This window comes from Yersinia mollaretii ATCC 43969 (assembly GCF_013282725.1).
Lineage (GTDB): Bacteria > Pseudomonadota > Gammaproteobacteria > Enterobacterales > Enterobacteriaceae > Yersinia > Yersinia mollaretii.
In genome coordinates, this window is sequence record NZ_CP054043.1 from 2,349,181 (window position 1) to 2,367,019 (window position 17,839).

Consider the following 17,839-nt stretch of genomic DNA (forward strand, 5'->3'; position numbering starts at 1 on the left):
AGAAGTAAGCATGGGGATCAGCGAAGAAGAGAGTATCCGCCGTTTGACTGATGAGAAAAACTCGATTGGTCATTCGGCTAAATGGGTAGCAATTATATCTGCTGTCTATTTTGTTATTATGCTGTTTTATCAGCATGAGTTGGGCGTACTAAGCTTGGCGGGTAGCATTTTTGTCGTGTCATTCTCTATTTGGATGAAGAAACGCCAAAAAGTGAAATCTTACAAAAATCAGTTGCAACAGATGGGAGAAGATAAAATAGTTTAAGCCAGCAATAACAGATCTATTTGACTGATTAATCAGAAGAACAGCCGATATCGTGCCTGATAAACTGTTCATCCGATAATCAGTGCTTAACGCGTTTCCGTTTGCAGCCTTGCAAGCGCCCGCTGAATATTGTCTTCATCCTTGCCACTGCTCATCAGGTTATTTCAGCGACTTAGACATATTGAATCCGGTGACGACAAACGCCATTTGCTCATACAACCTTTTTGCCTGTGGATTATCAGCCGCGACCCGCAGTTTTATCTCGAATATCCCCTGATCAATAAGCTGTTTTTCCAACGCCTCTAAACACGCGGAGCCATAACCTTTGCGTTGGCACTGTGGCAGTACATAGAAATCTTTAATAAAGGCGGCGCTATCCTCTTGACCTAACCCATACCATAAATAACCCACCAATGACTCTTCGCCCTCGATATCCTCTCTATTTTCGATGCAAAAAAGGTGGTCATTTGGGCTATTAACCCCCTCCGGCAAATAGCCATCAAAGCTATGTGTTGCATAAGCCAGAGCTTGCTCGACACTATAATTGCTATTAGACGACAAATCTTGCGCATATTCGGTAATAAATAAATTCCTATAGTCGCAAAGTTCCTCAGCCCGCATTGCCCTGAGCGTTACCATATTCTCTCCCACGCTATTGTGATGCTTGAATTCACCCACTATAGTGGATTAAGTTCGAGAAAAGCATATTAACGCTTTATCTTCTATGACATAAATTAATTTATTTCCTCCTTATTCCCCTCACAATGATTGATGTTCTTTACACAGCATTACGTCCGCTTGCGTTGGCTCGCTCATAATTAACCTCACAAAGACGTTACATATAACCCGTCAGTTGGAGCATATTATGAAATTATTACCTGTCATCGCCGCTGCACTTATCGCTACTGCATCATTCGCCTCTATGGCTGCGCAAGAAGTCAGCCCAGAACAAGCCACTAAGTTGCAAAGCATGGGGGTCATTTCACTGTCTAATATCAGTGGTTCACCCATGGATGTTGAGTCAGCACTAAATGAGAAAGCCACTGCTGATGGTGCAAGTCACTATCGGGTTATTGGTATGAGCAACCCCGGTGATTCCAGCAATTTCAGTGCCAGTGCTGAGATTTATCGCTAACTCTTCGTACCAAGTGATAATGACTGAAATAGTCAGATAGTGTGTTGATATAGCAACAACATTTTAGTCTACAAATGAGTCCAAGGTGACAATCGTAAATTATTGTTACCTTGGACTCACTTATTTCATTATCACGCCTATTCCTCTTGCTTGTATTTTCTATTAACTGACAAAAATAATTAATTATTAGAGCAATCTTAATGATAACTTAAGGAATATAAGGTGTTATTGTGGTGTATCTGGGGTTCCGAGGAGAAGCCATGCTAAACACCGTTCGGCGTAATTTTAAAAGTCAATTTTCCTATTTACAGCGCTTTATTGCCTCCCCCCGCACGGTTGGCACATTAGCGCCTTCCTCGCCTTGGTTATGCCAAGCGATGTTGAATCAGGTCGATTGGCAACAACATCTTAATATTGCCGAATTAGGCGCAGCAGATGGTGTGCTGACAAAGCGCATTTTGTCACATATGTCAGTAGACTCTCGCTTACAGGCTTACGAAATCCTGCCTCACTTTGTGCACGCATTACATCAAATAAACGATCCGCGTTTACAGGTGGCTGATCGCTCAGCCGAACAATTAGATCAGAATTACGATGTGGTTTTTTGTTGCTTGCCACTGCTCTCGATCCCCACCAAGATCAGCATCAGAATATTGCAGCAGACTCAGCAACGCTTACGAGCGAATAAAGGGATGTTGGTTTTATTCCAATACAGCCACCTTTCTGAACCCTTGTTATCCCGCTATTTCATCTGGAGAAAGATTCGGGTGGTCCGTAATTTTCCTCCGGCCTTAGTCTATATTTGTCAGCCACGTTAGCGGCCCCGTTTTACTGCTCCTCATGTTTCATTTCATCTTGGCCTCTGGTTTTTCAGAGGATTATCAAATGGAATAGATCATCTTGCTAACCAATAACGGTGCTAAAACCTGAAAAAGCATGACGAACTTATGCCTAAGCCACAGGAAAGAATGCGCTATATTGGATGGAGGTAGCGTATTTTGTGTATCATTAATTTTACGAATCTGTAAAGTTTGCACTACTCTCAATTATCGGTATGATTTGCATCTACAGTATATGGCTGAGTGTTAACCTAATTGAGTCGGTTAACAATGGTGGCCAGATTTTTGATGTCGAGAATTTATCCTCAGAAGTTGATGCGAAAGGACTTTCAAGTAATGACACAAACTCTCTTCATGGTGGGTGCGCGTGGTGCGGGTAAGACAACGGTAGGGAAGGCGCTGGCAGAGGCGTTGGGATATCGCTTTATTGATACAGACCTATTTATGCAGCAAACCTTACAGTTAAGTGTTGCCGAAGTCGTCGCTCGCGAGGGCTGGGATGGCTTTCGTTTGCGCGAAAGTATGGCTCTGGAGACGGTCACGGCCCCTAAAACTGTGGTGGCTACCGGTGGTGGTGCGGTGTTAACACCTAAAAATCGCACATTTATGCGTAATCATGGGTTGGTCATCTATCTGCGTGCATCAGCGAATATACTGGCAGAGCGTTTAGCCGAAGATCCAGAAGATGCTCAACGGCCAAGCCTCACCGGCAAACCGATCGTTGAGGAGATGCAGGATGTCTTAGCCAGCCGGGAAGCGCTCTATCAGGAGGTCGCCCACCATGTACTGGATGCCACTCAACGACCGCAGGATGTTGTCGAGCACATTTTGCAGATTTTAGCGGATGAAACAGTGAAATAGCGGGAGAAATTAACCCCCTTTATAAGATGAGTAGATTTGAAAGGCGAATAAAATTGTATTATGAATAAGTAGCCCATCTGATTGCCTGATAATTATACGAAGCGTACAATCATCACCTACGTAATCATTTCAACGTAAATCATTTGCGCTGATTAAAGCCACTTAAGGCAAGGCCATTCAAGGCGGGCCGATGAAAACCTTCAAATTGTTTATCCATCAACACACCAATTTCATGCCGGCATTCTGGTCAATATTGATTGTGGTCTTTGAAACCTCGCTGGCGCTATATATCTTACGAAACCTCTGATGCCACTCTATTTTTCATAAAATACACTCTCATTTATACGGTCAACTATTTATAGCGGCGCTATTTTCGCCAAATAGCCGCTCTCCTCTGGGGAAAAAGTCAAATACAGCATCAATTCGTGCGTTTTCTCCGCAACCTCGATTATGAATTCGGCAATGATCCCATTTCGTCATAATAATCAGTGACAGCGCGTTTATAGAGACTCTAATATGAAAGCTCAATTTTGATTAAGACGCGGGTGCAAAACTATGCTGAAATTTAATGAGTATTTTACCGGGAAAGTGAAATCTATTGGTTTTGACAGTGACAGCATTGGGCCAGCTAGCGTTGGGGTGATGGAAAAGGGTGAATACACCTTCAGTACAGCTAAACCGGAAGAGATGACGGTCATTACGGGCAGCTTAAAAGTACTGATTCCGGGGTCATCAGGTTGGGAAGTCTTCAAGCCCGGTGAAACCTTCTACATCCCAGGGGAGAGTGAATTTAACCTGCAAGTGGCTGAAGCATCATCGTATCTGTGCAAATATTTGAGCTAATCCACTTCTGATTTAGCGAATATTACGGCCCTCTCCATAGCAGAGAGGGCAATATTATCTGTTCCTGAGTAACAGCGATATTAGCGCTGAGCCTCACCACCCAAAGCTTCAATGATATTTTTAATCAAAGCGGCCAGTTCACTGGTCATCAGAATAAAATCAGCATCAAAACGCTGAGCAAAATCTTCCCGATCGATATCATCGTTCTGTTCACGCAAGGTGTCAGAGAACTTCAGGCGCTTAAGTGATCCGTCATCGGACAGCACCAACTGAACACGTTCTTGCCAATCCAGTGCCAGCTTAGTCACCAACTTGCCCGCTTCAATGTGTACCGCAATTTCGTCACTGAACAGATCCTGTTTCTTGCAACGGATCACGCCGCCATCTTCCAGAATAGCTTTCAGTTCAGCTTCATCCATCAAGGTAAAACCAGCAGGTAATTCTTTGCTGCGCACCCACTCAGTGAGTGTCAGCTCAATCGGGTTTTCTAATGTCAGCGGCACGACTGGCAAGGAGCCTAGACTTTTTCGCAGCAGTGCCAAGGTGTCTTCTGCTCGTTTGGCACTGGCCGCATCGACCATAATCAGATCATTGACCGTATCAATCCACAGGAAGGTTTGGTTAAAACGGCTGAATGCTCGTGGCAATAAACTGTGCAAGACTTCATCTTTTAATGAGTCTTTTTCAGTTTTTTTCAGTTTGCGATGTTGTTCACCTTCCAGACGTTCAATTTTGGCTTGTAACTCTTGCTTGATCACCGGAGATGGCAAGATTTTCTCTTCTTTACGTGCACAAATCACGATCTGACCATTAATCGTATGCGTTAAGGCATCGCTGTGTGAACCCATCGGTGATACCCAGCCGGTTTTTGCCATATCCTGACTACCACAGGGGGTGAAACTGAGCGCGCTTAACTGTTTCTCCATTTCATCCGCAGACAGTGAGACTTCCCGGCTCAAACGGTAAACCATTAAATTCTTAAACCACAGCATAGTGTTATCCCTGGCTCGGGCGCGCCTGTAGCGCGCGAGTTAATCAAACGCAGGGCGGCATGATAACGAATTGATGCGTTGACCCCTAGTAAAGAATAAGAAAAAAGAGCGCCAGCCAGTCATTTTCGGAAGGTAATTTTAGCCTAATAGGATTTAAACACGACGTAATGCAAAATTACGGGTAACAAAGATTGTGCCGCCACGAGCTATTGTCCACACTGAAAAGATAAGATTTTTATTATCGTCACTGCCTTGGTATATCGGGCATGTTTATCGCTCGCAGTAAAACGAACAATTCCGTCAATGAGGTGTAGCGCAATGCGCATTGGTATCGATCTGGGTGGCACCAAAATAGAGGTCATTGCATTGAGCAATGATGGCCTGGAACTTTTCCGTAAGCGGGTTGATACCCCACGCCATGATTATCAAAAAACGTTACAGGCGATTGCCACTTTAGTCGCTGACGCTGAGCTGGCTACGGGCGAGAAGGGCAGTGTCGGCGTGGGTATTCCGGGGACACTCTCTCCTTTTACCGGCAAAGTAAAAAATGCTAATTCCGTATGGCTGAATGGGCAGTTTGTCGATAAAGATCTGTCTGATCTTCTCTCTCGTCCGGTGCGTTTGGCAAATGATGCGAACTGTCTGGCTGTTTCTGAGGCAACTGATGGGGCGGGTGCAGGCAAGCATCTGGTATTTGCTGCCATTATTGGCACGGGCTGTGGGTCAGGCATTGCTATTGATGGGCGGGTACATGCTGGCGGCAATGGCATCGCCGGGGAGTGGGGCCATAATCCTTTGCCGTGGCAGAATGACGAAGAGCGACAATATCAGCAGGAAGTGGCTTGTTATTGTGGCAAAAAGGGCTGTATTGAGACATTTGTCTCCGGCACCGGTTTTGCCACGGATTACTTCCGCCTGAGTGGAAAACCCCTTAAAGGTCATGAAATCATAACGTTGGCTGAACAGGGGGATGCGGTAGCAGAGCAGGCCATGAGCCATTATGAGCAGCGTTTTGCTAAATCATTGGCTCAAGTCATTAACCTGTTTGACCCCGATGTGGTGGTCTTGGGCGGAGGAATGAGCAATGTCGACCGCCTATATAAAACATTACCTGCATTAATCAGCCCTTGGGTATTTGGTGGTGAGTGTGAAACTCCCATTCGCAAGGCGGTGCATGGTGATTCGAGCGGGGTGCGTGGCGCCGCTTGGTTATGGCCCACAGCCCTTCGTCCTTGACGCTACAGCGTTGTTAGCTGTACTCGTTTACCCGAGCCACTGACGTGCCGTTGGCCTTGCTTATAAATAGGCTCATCGGGATGCGCTCGCTTGCCGCCTAGCTGTAACGCCAATGACTTTGGGGAGATGCTCAGTCTTGATTTATCCGGAAAATATTGTCTAATCGACTCACACCCAGCCCGTTGACTTTCTTCACTTTTATTTGCACCGGAATTCTCTCTTTCATTGCCTCAACATGGCTGATAACCCCGATGGTTTTGCCCGATGCATTCAGACTATCAAGTGCATCCAGTGCGGTATCCAGTGTTTCGGCATCCAGTGTGCCAAAGCCTTCATCAAGGAATAGAGAGTCAATGCTGGTTTTATGGCTGACCAGATCCGACAGCGCGAGTGCCAACGCCAGACTGACTAGAAAACTTTCACCTCCCGATAGTGTGCGGGTATCACGTATCGCATCGGCTTGCCATGTATCCACCACTTGTAACTCCAGTGCATCACTGGTTTTTCGCTGCAACAGATAGCGGCCATGTAAGCGGCTGAGCTGGTTATTCGCCAGATAGACCAGATGATCGAGTGTCAGCCCTTGGGCAAATTTGCGGAATTTATCGCCCTCTTTGGAGCCAATTAAGTGATTGAGATAGCTCCAATCATCATATTGCTGTTGGCTGCACTCAATTTGTTCAAATAGAGTGTGCTGGTTGTTACGGCGAGTGGCGTCACTCTCTAGCTGATTGCGTAACTCGCCCTGCCGTAATGTATTGGCTTTTAGCTGTGCAAATAGTTGTTCCAATTGCTGCTGTAGTACCGCCAATTCAGATGTCTGATCGACTCCCGGGGGACACTGCTGTAGATGGTGTTCTAGCGCTTCTTGAGTTTGTTGCTGACGAATGTGGATCTGCTGTTGCCGCTCGTTCAATTGCTGTTGCAATTGCTGCAAACGTTGCCTCTCTTCTTCGCTCAGCAAGGCGGCGGTTAGGGCCGCTTCATCGTCGAACTCACTGATCTCCAGTGCCTGCTGTAACTCAGCTTGAGCCGCCGCCGCACGCTGTTGATTATGCTGGTATTGCTGCTCTAACCCCGTAAGTTCACCGGAGAGCCGGTTGAGTTGAGATTGGGTCAGTTGTAGGGCATCTGAGGCATTTTTTTGTGCCAGATCGACTTGCTGCTGTTGCTGGCGTAATAACTGGCGGGCCTCACTCACACTCGTGTTACCAAACAGTTCGTGGCGCTGCTGCTGCTGTTGTTGTAACAGGGCTTCAGCCTGCTGATGTTTCTGAGTCAGCTTCGTCAATTGATCAACGCACGATTGCAAATGGCGGCGCTCATCTTCAATCCGCGTCTCCAGTGCTTTTTGTTCCAGCATCAGTTGCTGTTGCTCTTGCTGATAGTGTTGCCAGCGTTGGCTCTCTTCTTCCCGCAGCCTCAGCCAACTCTGCTGCAGATCTGCTTCAGGTAGGGTGAGCGATAATTCAGCTAGCGAATTATGGAAACCCTGTTGCATCAGGGCTAATTCATCCTGCTGGCGCTGATGCTGCGCTAATAATGTTTGGTGAATTTGCTGGGTATCTTGGTGACGCTGCGTGATGAGTGCCAACTGTTGTAGATGTGTTTGCTGCTGCTGTTCTGCTTGGGTCAGAGCATCCTTTGCTTGCTGATATTGTTGATTTAAATGCTCATATTCAGTCAGTTTTAGCTGACAGTTTTGTTCTAACCGTTCTTGCTCCTCCAGCCAAGTTGCTAAGGCTTTGGGTTCGTGCAAGGCAAAAGTCAGCGCCAATGGTTGTGCCAGTGTCTGCCAACGTTGTTGATAATCCGCCAGTTGTTGGCGGTTGTGCTGTAACTCTTGCTCCAAACGCAGCTGCTGTTGCTGCACACTCTCAACCTGAGTGCGCAGTTCTGTTCCTACGGTAGAGAGCTGCTCAACTTGTTGGCGCAGTTTATCAAGGCGCTCGGCTGTTTCTGAGGGTTTTACCGCCTGATATTCAGTAATCGCTGGGTGATCCAGTGCACCACATAATGGGCAGGGGTTTCCCGATTGCAATTTGGCCCTTTCAGCTTCTAATCCGGCTATCTGTTTTTCGCGTTCCCACAAGCTTTCCAGATCAGTTTGATGCTGTTTTTGCTGTTTATACAACTGACGTTTTTCAGCTAACTGCTGTTCAAGTCCTTTTAGCTGTTGCTGCAGACTATCGAATTGCTGCTGTTGTTTATCGAGCTGCGACTGAATTTGTTGCGCCAAAGGCGATAATGCGGCTAATTGTTGCCTAATTGGCCGTTGTTGCTGGAGTTCACTCCATTGCTGGCGTAGCTGTGTCGAGGGGTGTTGCTGCTCAAGCCGTGCTAATTGCTGTTGGATGCTACCCGCCTGCGAGCTGGCCTGTATCAATGTGGCTTGCTGTTGTTTGTCTTGCTCATTCAGCGTGGTGATTTGTTGCTGCAATGTGTTCAGCAATGCGGCCTGTTGCTGTAACTGCTGTTCACTTTCAATCCACTGCTGTTGCACTATTTGTTGTTGGCGGAACTGTTCGCGCCATAAGGGGAGGTTCTTTTCCCAGTGCTGATGATGGGGGTGCAGGTGGGCATATTCAGCCAATTGCTGTAGGCGCTGGAGGTTTTTTAGCTGCTGTTGTTCATTGAGTTCGAGCTGCTGCCTCTCTTGTTGTTCTTGGTCCCGTAGTGGTTGTAATTGCATAGCAAGTTGCGCCAATGTGTGCTGCTGCTGTGCAATCGTGTTATCCAATGGGGCGACTTTTTGTTCGATCAACGTTTCTTGCTCATGCTGTTTAGCCGCCTGCTGTTGGCGGGCCAAATTGGCTTGCTCCAACGCCTGAGCCAGTGGTGTCAGCTGAGTCTGAAGTTGCTGCTGTTGCTGAGTCAGTGTGGTGATACGCAGCTGTATCTGTTGCACATCTTGCTGGCTGCGTGAGCACTCTCGTAGTAAGGGGCGCAATTTTTCAGCGGGTTCACTGCGGGCTAGCCGTTGCAGCTCTGGCTGAGCTTGCAGGAGGGCTTGCTCAACCAATTTTTGTTGCTGCCGATACTCCTGTGCACTCTTTTGCTGCTGTTGCCAATGTGTTAGCCAGCTTATTTGTTGTTGATTAATCGATTGTTCGGCGGCGAGTTGCTTCTCTTGTTGGCTGAGAACATCTATTTGTTGTGATAGAGCTGACCGCTGTTCTTCATTGAGCAGCTCAATACCAGTTGCCTGTTGGTGTAAGGCATCCAGATCGGCTTTGGCCTGTTTATGCTGTTCGAACACCTGTTCGGATAGTCGCCCATAGATATCAGTGCCAGTTAACTCTTCCAATAGCTCAGCGCGGTCATTAGCATTGGCATTAAGGAACGCGGCAAATTGCCCCTGTGACAGCATCATGGATTTGGTAAAACGGCCAAAGTCCAGCCCCGTTATCTCTGCAACCCTATCAAGCTTGTCACGCACTTTGTCGGCCAGGATTTTGCCGCTTTCACATAACGCCAACTCAACTTTAGGTGCTTGTAGGCTCCCTTCAGGGCTGTTTTTAGCGCGACGTTGACTCCAGAAGGCGCGATAACGGGTGCCTTTCACCTCAAATTCAACTTCGGCCAGAGATTCTGCGGTATGGCGTGTCATCAGCTCATTTTGGCTGGGCGTGACATTCAGACGTGGTGTTTGGTGGTATAGCGCAAGGCAGATTGCATCCAGCAGTGTGGTTTTCCCCGCCCCCGTCGGGCCAGTGATGGCGAATAAGCCGTTGCTGGCAAAGGGCTCAGCAGTAAAGTCTATCTTCCACTCCCCTTGTAGAGAGTTAATGTTTTTTAGGCGCAGGCTTAAAATTCTCATTTCGGCTGCTCCTCTGCGGCATCATTACCTTGGGTGATCGCTTCAACCACCTGATTGAACATTTGGCGCATCCGCTGCTGGCGTGGCTCGGCTAAATCTGGCTCCAGTGCCAGTCTGCGTTCGAAGACATCGGCGACACTCAGCTCATTGAGTGTCTCCTTTTCTTGCCGCTCAATATTGTTGTTGCGCTGTTCTTTGCTGCGACGTAATAGTACAACCTCAACGGGGAGATCTGCTGCCAACGCCTGAATTCTCCGTTGAATATCAGTAAGATAGTCTTGGGTGGCCACTTCGATATCCAGCCAGACAGGTAAGCCTTGGTGGTCAGCAAATTTAGCCAACTGCTGCTCTATTTGCTGCAAATCCCCTTTGATGAGCTGCATCGGCTGAAATTGAGGGATGAGTAGCGGGGCCACTGACGCCAATGTTTGTTGGGCAAACTCCACCAAATAAACACTTTTCTCTTTGCTCAATTCATCAAAACTCAGGGCGATGGGCGAGCCGCTATAGCGGATATGCTCCGTTTTAGCTACTTGCTGTGCGCGGTGAATGTGGCCCAGCGCAATATAATCAGCCGGTGGAAACGCTTGCGCCGGGAAGGCATCTAGTGTGCCGATATAGATATCACGAACCGAGTCTGAGGTGGTGACCCCTACGGTGGTGAGGTGCCCCGTGGCAATAATAGACAGAGGCAAACCCAGTTCGCTGCGCAGTTCAACGGCTCGCTGATATAACGCCTGATAGTGGCCCGCAATGGCTTCTTGCAACGCCAATTGCTTCTGCCCACCAGATTCACCGGCTTGGCTGGTCACCAAGTCCCGTGGGCGCAAGAAGGGAATGGCACACAGCAAGGCCGCAGGCTGTTTCTGACGGTTTTTCAGCGTAATAATTTGTTGTTCGAGATGGCTACTGGCGCAGGAGATCACTGTAGTATTCAGATAAGAAAGCAAACCGCGTGATTCATTCAGTGTTGATACTGAATCGTGGTTCCCCCCAAGAACAACTAATTGACAGCCAGTGGGCTGGAGTTCAACCACGAAACGGTTATACAACTCGCGGGCATAGCTAGGTGGGGAGCCAGTATCAAAAATATCGCCAGCGACAATCAGCGCATCTACCTGATTTTCTTCGATCTGCTTAATGAGCCAGTGCAGAAATGCCTGATGTTCGGCAGCCCGGCTTTTGGTGAAGAAATGCTGGCCTAAATGCCAATCAGAGGTGTGGATAATGCGCATAAATCTCCCGCACGGCAGGTTATCAGTCAAAGAGAATGGCGCTGATTATAAACGCTGGTCGCAGGATGTCGCGGCTAAAACAAGAGCATGAGGCAAATCTCCGAGACGTCTCGCAAACTTGGCTGCTGCATTTTGCAATTACTGTGAAATTTATCACTATGCTTATTGCTGATAGAAGCGTGATGTTTTTCATAAAAATGTCACAAAAGTGACGCATAATGGCTCCCGAAATCAAATAGTGACCACTAACTTACTGGCAGGGTTGATGATGGCAAGACGCATACTGGTGGTGGAAGATGAAGCACCAATCCGTGAGATGGTGTGCTTTGTGTTGGAACAGAATGGTTACCAACCCTTAGAAGCCGAAGATTATGACAGCGCAGTCACTCGTCTGTCGGAGCCTTACCCTGATTTAGTGCTACTGGACTGGATGCTGCCGGGTGGCTCGGGTATCCAGTTTATTAAGCATATGAAACGCGAAGCATTGACCAGAGATATTCCTGTGATGATGTTGACCGCCCGTGGCGAAGAAGAAGACCGGGTGCGCGGTTTGGAAGTGGGTGCTGATGACTACATCACCAAGCCCTTTTCGCCGAAGGAGTTGGTGGCGCGTATCAAGGCGGTTATGCGGCGGATATCGCCGATGGCAGTTGAAGAAGTGATTGAAATGCAAGGGTTAAGCCTTGACCCCTCCTCTCATCGAGTGATGGCTAATGAGCAAGCACTAGAGATGGGGCCAACCGAGTTTAAGTTGCTGCACTTTTTTATGACCCATCCTGAACGTGTTTACAGCCGTGAACAGTTGCTTAATTATGTCTGGGGCACTAACGTTTATGTAGAAGATCGTACGGTTGACGTGCATATTCGTCGGCTACGCAAGGCGCTTGAAGTTGATGGTCATGATCGCATGGTACAAACTGTCCGGGGAACTGGATACCGTTTCTCAACGCGCTACTGAGTTTTCAGTGCCGGAGAATTCGTCGTGTTAGAACGTTTATCATGGAAAACGCTGGCTTTAGAGCTGGCTCTTTTTTGTTTGCCAGCACTGCTGCTGGGTGCTTTTATCGGGTATCTCCCTTGGTTGTTGCTGGTATCCGTGCTCGCGGCGCTGGTCTGGAACTTCTATAACCAACTCAAATTATCTCACTGGCTGTGGTTAGACCGTAGCATGACCCCTCCTGCGGGGCGTTGGAGCTGGGAGCCGCTGTTTTACGGCTTGTACCAGATGCAACTGAGAAATCGTCGGCGTCGGCGTGAGTTAGCATTACTTATCAAGCGATTCCGTAGCGGGGCCGAGTCACTACCAGACGCAGTGGTTATCACGACCATTGATGGCAATATCTTCTGGTGTAACGGCTTGGCTCAGCAATTGCTCGGGTTCCGTTGGCCGGAGGATAATGGGCAGCATATTCTCAACTTATTGCGCTATCCTGAATTCAGCCAATACCTGCAACAACAAACCTTTTCCCGCCCGCTGACCCTGCAATTGAACAATGGTTATTACGTCGAGTTCCGCGTGATGCCTTATTCTGAGGGGCAATTATTGATGGTCGCCCGTGATGTGACTCAAATGCGTCAGTTGGAAGGGGCGAGACGTAATTTCTTTGCTAACGTCAGCCACGAGCTGCGCACCCCGCTGACGGTGTTGCAGGGCTATCTGGAAATGATGCATGACCAAGAGTTAGCTGGGCCATTACGGGACAAAGCACTAGGGACGATGCAGGAGCAGACCAAGCGCATGGATGGACTGGTTAAACAACTATTGACGCTATCACGTATTGAAGCTGCACCTAATGTGGATATGAATGAGCGGGTGGATATTCCGTTGATGCTCAAGGTATTGCAGCATGAGGTGCAGGCGCTGAGTAATGGTCGCCATGAGATTACTTTCCGGGTGAACGAGCAGTTAAAGGTGTTTGGCAATGAAGACCAACTGCGCAGTGCGGTATCAAATCTGGTCTATAACGCGGTCAATCACACTCCTGAGGGCACTAAAATTGAGGTGTGTTGGCAGCAAACACCGCAAGGCGCGCAATTTCAGGTCAGCGACAATGGGCCGGGGATTGGTCCGGAACATGTGCCACGGCTGACGGAACGTTTCTATCGGGTGGATAAAGCGCGATCACGGCAAACGGGCGGCAGTGGGTTGGGGCTGGCGATTGTGAAACATGCATTGAGCCACCACGACGCGCGTTTAGAGGTGATGAGTGAAATTGGTCTGGGCACGCGATTTATCTTTACCTTGCCGAACCGGTTGATTGTTCCCACAGTTTTAGCCGAGAATGCAGTCAAATCCTAACACTGCATGGATATTAAGCTGATGAGATGGGGAAAATGGGCGCTGTTCACCGCCATGCTAGGGTTGTGCTATGGCGTTTTCGCGCAACAGGTGGTGCTATCTCCAATGATGACGCAGCACTCATCATCGTCAGTTTCTACTGCTCATACCCTGTCAGGCAATCTCTCCAGTGTTGGCTCTGATACCTTAGCCAACTTGATCTCCTTATGGGCTGACGATTTCAATCATCACTATCCCGGCGTTAATTTGCAGATTCAGGCGGCAGGATCTTCAACTGCCCCTGCCGCCTTGGCCGCTGGGGCTGCCCAACTTGGCCCGATGAGTCGGCCAATGAAAAATGGTGAAATTAGCGCATTTATTCAACGTTATGGCTATCCGCCGCTGGCTGTACCTGTGGCCGTCGATGCCTTAGTGGTTTTTGTTCATCAGGACAACCCACTGAATAAACTGAATTTATCTCAGCTTGATGCTATTTTCTCGCAAAATCGCCGCTGTGGGGCGCTCCGCCCAGTTCAGCGCTTTGGTGAATTGGGGCTGGAGGGGGACTGGGCGGCTCGCGCGTTGCAGCGTTACAGCCGAAATTCAGCCTCGGGAACCTATGGCTACTTTAAGCATCGGGTGCTGTGCGATGGCGATTTTATAAATAATGTCAATGAGTTGCCCGGTTCTGCATCTGTGGTGCAAGCCGTAGCAGAGTCATTAAATGGCATTGGCTATGCCAGTATCGGTTTTCGTAACAGTGGTGTTAAACCACTGGCACTGGCGGCCTCTGGGCAGGATTTTGTGCTGCCGACGCCCGAAAATGTTAAAGATGGCCGCTATCCTTTGTCGCGCTATCTCTATATTTACATCAATAAGGCACCGGGCCAGCCGTTGGAGCCCCTCACTGCGGCATTCCTTGAGCGCGTGTTATCACCGGAAGGGCAAAAGCAGGCAGCCCATGACGGCTATTTGCCATTGCCACCTGATGTGCTGATGCGCACCCGAAAAGCTTTGGGTTTTGCTGATTAGTCTGTTTCCAATGTCACTTTTCATCCACGTAATCAGGTGCGATTACCCGTGATAAAAAACCGCTACTGACCGATGATATTTTCACCAGATTCGCTGAGTTGGTGGGGTGATATTGACGATAAAATGTTAACGGTTGGATATAAATGATACAAATCTTGTGGGGTGTATTTATCTAAATCTGGCACGATTAACTGGTTTGGTGAAATTATCTGGATGATGACTCTGCTTTTATGATCCTCACTTGCCTTTCTCCGCTATAAACGGTCTACTTAGCGCCGTTGTTGGCCTATTCCACCTGCAAATAACTTCAAAAACACTGCATACTGACGAAATAGATTGCTTATTAACCGCCGGAGTTTGCGTTTATCAGAGCTTTGTATCGTTTCGATCACGTCGGAAAGACCGCAACTTAGGACTTTTTCTTTTGGTCATTTAACTAGGCAACGCACATCACTATGAGTCATCGTTTATCGTCTAAAGATATTATGGCATTAGGTTTTATGACCTTTGCCTTATTCGTCGGGGCTGGCAATATCATCTTCCCGCCGATGGTAGGTTTACAATCGGGTGAACATGTTTGGGTGGCGGCGCTGGGCTTCCTGATTACTGCGGTTGGATTGCCGGTCATTACGGTTATCGCGCTGGCACGTGTCGGCGGTGGCATTGATGCTCTGAGCACCCCGATTGGCCGCAGTGCTGGTCTGGTGCTGGCGACCGTTTGCTATCTGGCAGTCGGCCCACTGTTTGCTACCCCACGTACTGCAACTGTTTCCTTCGAAGTGGGTATTGCCCCTTTGACGGGTGATGGTCCATTGCCTCTGTTTATCTATAGCGTGGTTTATTTCGCTCTGGTTATCGGAATTTCGCTATATCCAGGCCGTTTACTGGATACGGTCGGGCATATCCTGGCACCGCTGAAGATTTTGGCGCTGGCGATTCTGGGTATCGCCGCACTGCTTTGGCCAGCAGGCCCATTGATTCCCGCTACGGATGCTTATCAGCAAGTGCCGTTCTCCTCCGGCTTCGTGAATGGTTATCTGACCATGGATACCTTAGGAGCCTTGGTCTTCGGTATTGTTATCGTCAATGCGGCTCGTTCACGTGGCGTGGTTTCCGCCAAGTTGTTGACGCGCTATACCATCTGGGCTGGGTTGATTGCTGGGATCGGTTTGACACTGGTCTATCTGAGCTTGTTTAAGCTGGGTTCCAGCAGTGGTAGTTTGGTGCCAGAGGCACAAAATGGTGCCGTGGTATTACATGCTTACGTGCAGCACACCTTTGGTGGCTTGGGCAGTGTGTTCTTGGCTGCATTGATCTTCATCGCCTGTATGGTGACGGCGGTGGGCCTGACCTGCGCTTGTGCTGAATTCTTTGCCCAATACTTGCCATTATCTTACCGAGCGCTGGTGTTTATCCTCGGTATCTTCTCGATGATGGTCTCGAATCTGGGACTGAGCCATCTGATTCAGATCTCCATTCCGGTACTGACGGCAATTTACCCGCCATGTATCGTGCTAGTGCTGATGAGTTTCACTCTGCGCTGGTGGAATCATGCCTCACGCATTGTGGCTCCAGTGATGTTGGTCAGTTTGTTGTTTGGTATCCTTGATGCCGTGAAAGCCTCCGCTTTTGCACACTTCCTACCCGAATGGACGCAGCATTTGCCGCTGGCAGAGCAAGGTCTGGCGTGGTTATCACCTTCGCTGCTGGTATTCGTCATCGTAGGGTTGTACGATCGCGTCTGTTGTCGTCAGGAAGTTGCTGCCAAGCAATAACGGCACAGCGATAGGATTTTTTAGCCACGGCTCATACCCGTGGCTTTTTGCTGAAAAAAAGACGGGGCTTTGTTCATGGAATTACCAGTCAAAAATAAGCTGAAACGCGGCCTAACGACACGCCATATCCGTTTTATGGCATTGGGGTCAGCAATAGGTACAGGCTTATTCTATGGTTCGGCTGATGCAATAAGAATGGCGGGGCCAAGCGTATTATTGGCATACCTGATTGGTGGTGTGGTGGCATTTATCATCATGCGCGCCTTGGGCGAAATGTCAGTGAATAACCCGCAGGCCAGCTCTTTCTCTCGTTATGCACAAGATTACCTTGGGCCAATGGCGGGTTATATCACCGGCTGGACCTACTGCTTTGAGATTCTGATTGTTGCGATTGCGGATGTGACCGCCTTTGGTATCTATATGGGGGTCTGGTTCCCGCATGTCGATCACTGGGTATGGGTGCTGAGTGTTGTTCTGATCATTGGCGCAGTCAATATGATGAGCGTTAAGGTCTTTGGCGAGCTGGAGTTCTGGTTCTCATTCTTCAAAGTTGCCACCATTATCATCATGATTCTGGCCGGTATCGGCATCATCGTTTGGGGGATTGGCAACGGCGGGCAAGCAACCGGGATTCATAATCTATGGACCCATGGCGGCTTCTTTAGTAATGGTTTTGTCGGCATGATTCTATCATTACAGCTGGTGATGTTTGCTTACGGCGGTATTGAGATTATCGGTATTACTGCGGGTGAAGCTGAGAACCCGAAAAAATCCATCCCGAAAGCGATCAACTCCGTTCCATGGCGTATTTTGGTGTTCTACGTCGGTACTCTGTTCGTCATCATGTCTATTTACCCATGGAATCAAGTTGGCACCAACGGTAGTCCGTTTGTACTGACCTTCCAGCATATGGGGATTACAGTTGCGGCCGGCATTCTGAATTTTGTGGTGATCACCGCGTCGTTATCCGCCATTAACAGTGATGTGTTCGGTGTTGGGCGCATGCTGAACGGCATGGCAGAGCAGGGTCATGCACCAAAAGCCTTTGCCGCGATTTCCAAACGCGGTGTGCCGTGGGTCACGGTGTTAGTGATGATGGGCGCTATGCTGACGGCGGTTTACCTAAACTACATCATGCCGGAAAATGTGTTCTTGGTGATCGCCTCACTCGCGACCTTTGCGACCGTTTGGGTGTGGATTATGATCCTGTTCTCTCAGATTGGTTTCCGTCGCTCGCTGAGCAAAGCGCAAATTAAGGCGCTAGACTTCCCTCTGCGTGGTGGCACTTTCACCTCTGTTCTGGCTATCATTTTCTTGGTGTTTATCATTGGTCTGATTGGTTGGTTCCCAACAACCCGAATTTCACTGTATGTGGGTTTAGTGTGGATTGCGTTGCTGTTGGTGGGCTACTACTTCAAGGTCAACCACCAGAAAAAACAAGCGAAACAGGCGAAACTCGCGGAGTAATGCTGAGTTGAACTGCATATCAAACCGGGCGATGTTATCTCCCGGTTTTTTTATCGGTGCG

Annotated in this window: 15 protein-coding genes; 11 read left to right on the forward strand and 4 right to left on the reverse strand. The window is 48.5% G+C overall.

Annotated elements, in window-relative coordinates; all coding sequences use genetic code 11:
* Nucleotides 1-10: 10 nt before the first annotated feature.
* Complete coding sequence (locus tag HRD69_RS10370; RefSeq protein ID WP_004873501.1) at nt 11-265, forward strand: hypothetical protein; 255 nt, start codon at nt 11-13, stop codon at nt 263-265.
* A 159-nt stretch (nt 266-424) separates the two neighbouring features.
* Here HRD69_RS10370 and HRD69_RS10375 read toward each other — a convergent pair whose 3' ends face one another.
* Complete coding sequence (locus HRD69_RS10375) at nt 425-904, reverse strand: GNAT family N-acetyltransferase (protein WP_032812988.1); 480 nt, start codon at nt 902-904, stop codon at nt 425-427.
* Between the two features lie 226 nt (nt 905-1,130).
* Here HRD69_RS10375 and HRD69_RS10380 point away from each other — a divergent pair, with 226 nt between their 5' ends.
* The 4 genes from HRD69_RS10380 to ppnP all read left to right on the forward strand — a co-directional run bounded on the left by HRD69_RS10380 (nt 1,131) and on the right by ppnP (nt 3,943).
* Nucleotides 1,131-1,400 (forward strand): YdgH/BhsA/McbA-like domain containing protein, encoded by a 270-nt coding sequence (locus HRD69_RS10380; RefSeq protein ID WP_004873499.1) that lies wholly within the window; start codon nt 1,131-1,133, stop codon nt 1,398-1,400.
* Nucleotides 1,401-1,660: 260 nt separating this feature from the next.
* On the forward strand, nt 1,661-2,218 hold the full coding sequence (locus tag HRD69_RS10385; protein ID WP_032812987.1) for a class I SAM-dependent methyltransferase: 558 nt from the start codon (nt 1,661-1,663) through the stop codon (nt 2,216-2,218).
* A 357-nt stretch (nt 2,219-2,575) separates the two neighbouring features.
* A complete protein-coding gene (gene aroL / locus HRD69_RS10390) occupies nt 2,576-3,100 on the forward strand; it encodes a shikimate kinase AroL (protein ID WP_032812986.1) in 525 nt (174 codons plus the stop codon).
* 555 nt (nt 3,101-3,655) lie between these two features.
* A complete protein-coding gene (ppnP, locus tag HRD69_RS10395; RefSeq protein ID WP_004873495.1) occupies nt 3,656-3,943 on the forward strand; it encodes a pyrimidine/purine nucleoside phosphorylase in 288 nt (95 codons plus the stop codon).
* Nucleotides 3,944-4,023: 80 nt separating this feature from the next.
* On the opposite strand, the gene rdgC is transcribed toward ppnP, so the two are convergent.
* Nucleotides 4,024-4,935 (reverse strand): recombination-associated protein RdgC, encoded by a 912-nt coding sequence (gene rdgC / locus HRD69_RS10400; RefSeq protein ID WP_004873494.1) that lies wholly within the window; start codon nt 4,933-4,935, stop codon nt 4,024-4,026.
* A 318-nt stretch (nt 4,936-5,253) separates the two neighbouring features.
* Here rdgC and mak point away from each other — a divergent pair, with 318 nt between their 5' ends.
* A complete protein-coding gene (gene mak, locus HRD69_RS10405; protein ID WP_004873493.1) occupies nt 5,254-6,171 on the forward strand; it encodes a fructokinase in 918 nt (305 codons plus the stop codon).
* A 130-nt stretch (nt 6,172-6,301) separates the two neighbouring features.
* Here the strand turns inward: mak and HRD69_RS10410 are convergent, their stop codons facing one another.
* Entirely contained in the window at nt 6,302-9,991 is a 3,690-nt protein-coding gene (locus tag HRD69_RS10410; protein ID WP_032812985.1) for an AAA family ATPase, read from the reverse strand.
* Nucleotides 9,988-11,226 (reverse strand): exonuclease subunit SbcD, encoded by a 1,239-nt coding sequence (sbcD, locus tag HRD69_RS10415; protein ID WP_004873491.1) that lies wholly within the window; start codon nt 11,224-11,226, stop codon nt 9,988-9,990. Before sbcD ends, HRD69_RS10410 begins: the two co-directional genes overlap by 4 nt.
* Nucleotides 11,227-11,494: 268 nt before the next feature.
* Between sbcD and phoB the strand changes: the two genes are divergently transcribed.
* The 5 genes from phoB to proY all read left to right on the forward strand — a co-directional run bounded on the left by phoB (nt 11,495) and on the right by proY (nt 17,778).
* Nucleotides 11,495-12,184, forward strand: coding sequence for a phosphate response regulator transcription factor PhoB (phoB, locus tag HRD69_RS10420; protein ID WP_032813021.1), 690 nt, complete (start codon nt 11,495-11,497; stop codon nt 12,182-12,184).
* Between the two features lie 24 nt (nt 12,185-12,208).
* Nucleotides 12,209-13,525, forward strand: coding sequence for a phosphate regulon sensor histidine kinase PhoR (phoR, locus tag HRD69_RS10425; RefSeq protein WP_050537759.1), 1,317 nt, complete (start codon nt 12,209-12,211; stop codon nt 13,523-13,525).
* Nucleotides 13,526-13,546: 21 nt separating this feature from the next.
* The gene (locus HRD69_RS10430; protein ID WP_032812984.1) at nt 13,547-14,536 is read left to right on the forward strand and encodes a PstS family phosphate ABC transporter substrate-binding protein; all 990 of its coding nucleotides are present in this window, start codon (nt 13,547-13,549) and stop codon (nt 14,534-14,536) included.
* Between the two features lie 455 nt (nt 14,537-14,991).
* On the forward strand, nt 14,992-16,311 hold the full coding sequence (brnQ, locus tag HRD69_RS10435) for a branched-chain amino acid transport system II carrier protein (RefSeq protein ID WP_004873485.1): 1,320 nt from the start codon (nt 14,992-14,994) through the stop codon (nt 16,309-16,311).
* Nucleotides 16,312-16,386: 75 nt separating this feature from the next.
* Nucleotides 16,387-17,778: a proline-specific permease ProY gene (proY, locus tag HRD69_RS10440; RefSeq protein ID WP_004873484.1), complete on the forward strand. Its 1,392-nt coding sequence runs from the start codon at nt 16,387-16,389 to the stop codon at nt 17,776-17,778.
* Nucleotides 17,779-17,839 lie beyond the last annotated feature (61 nt).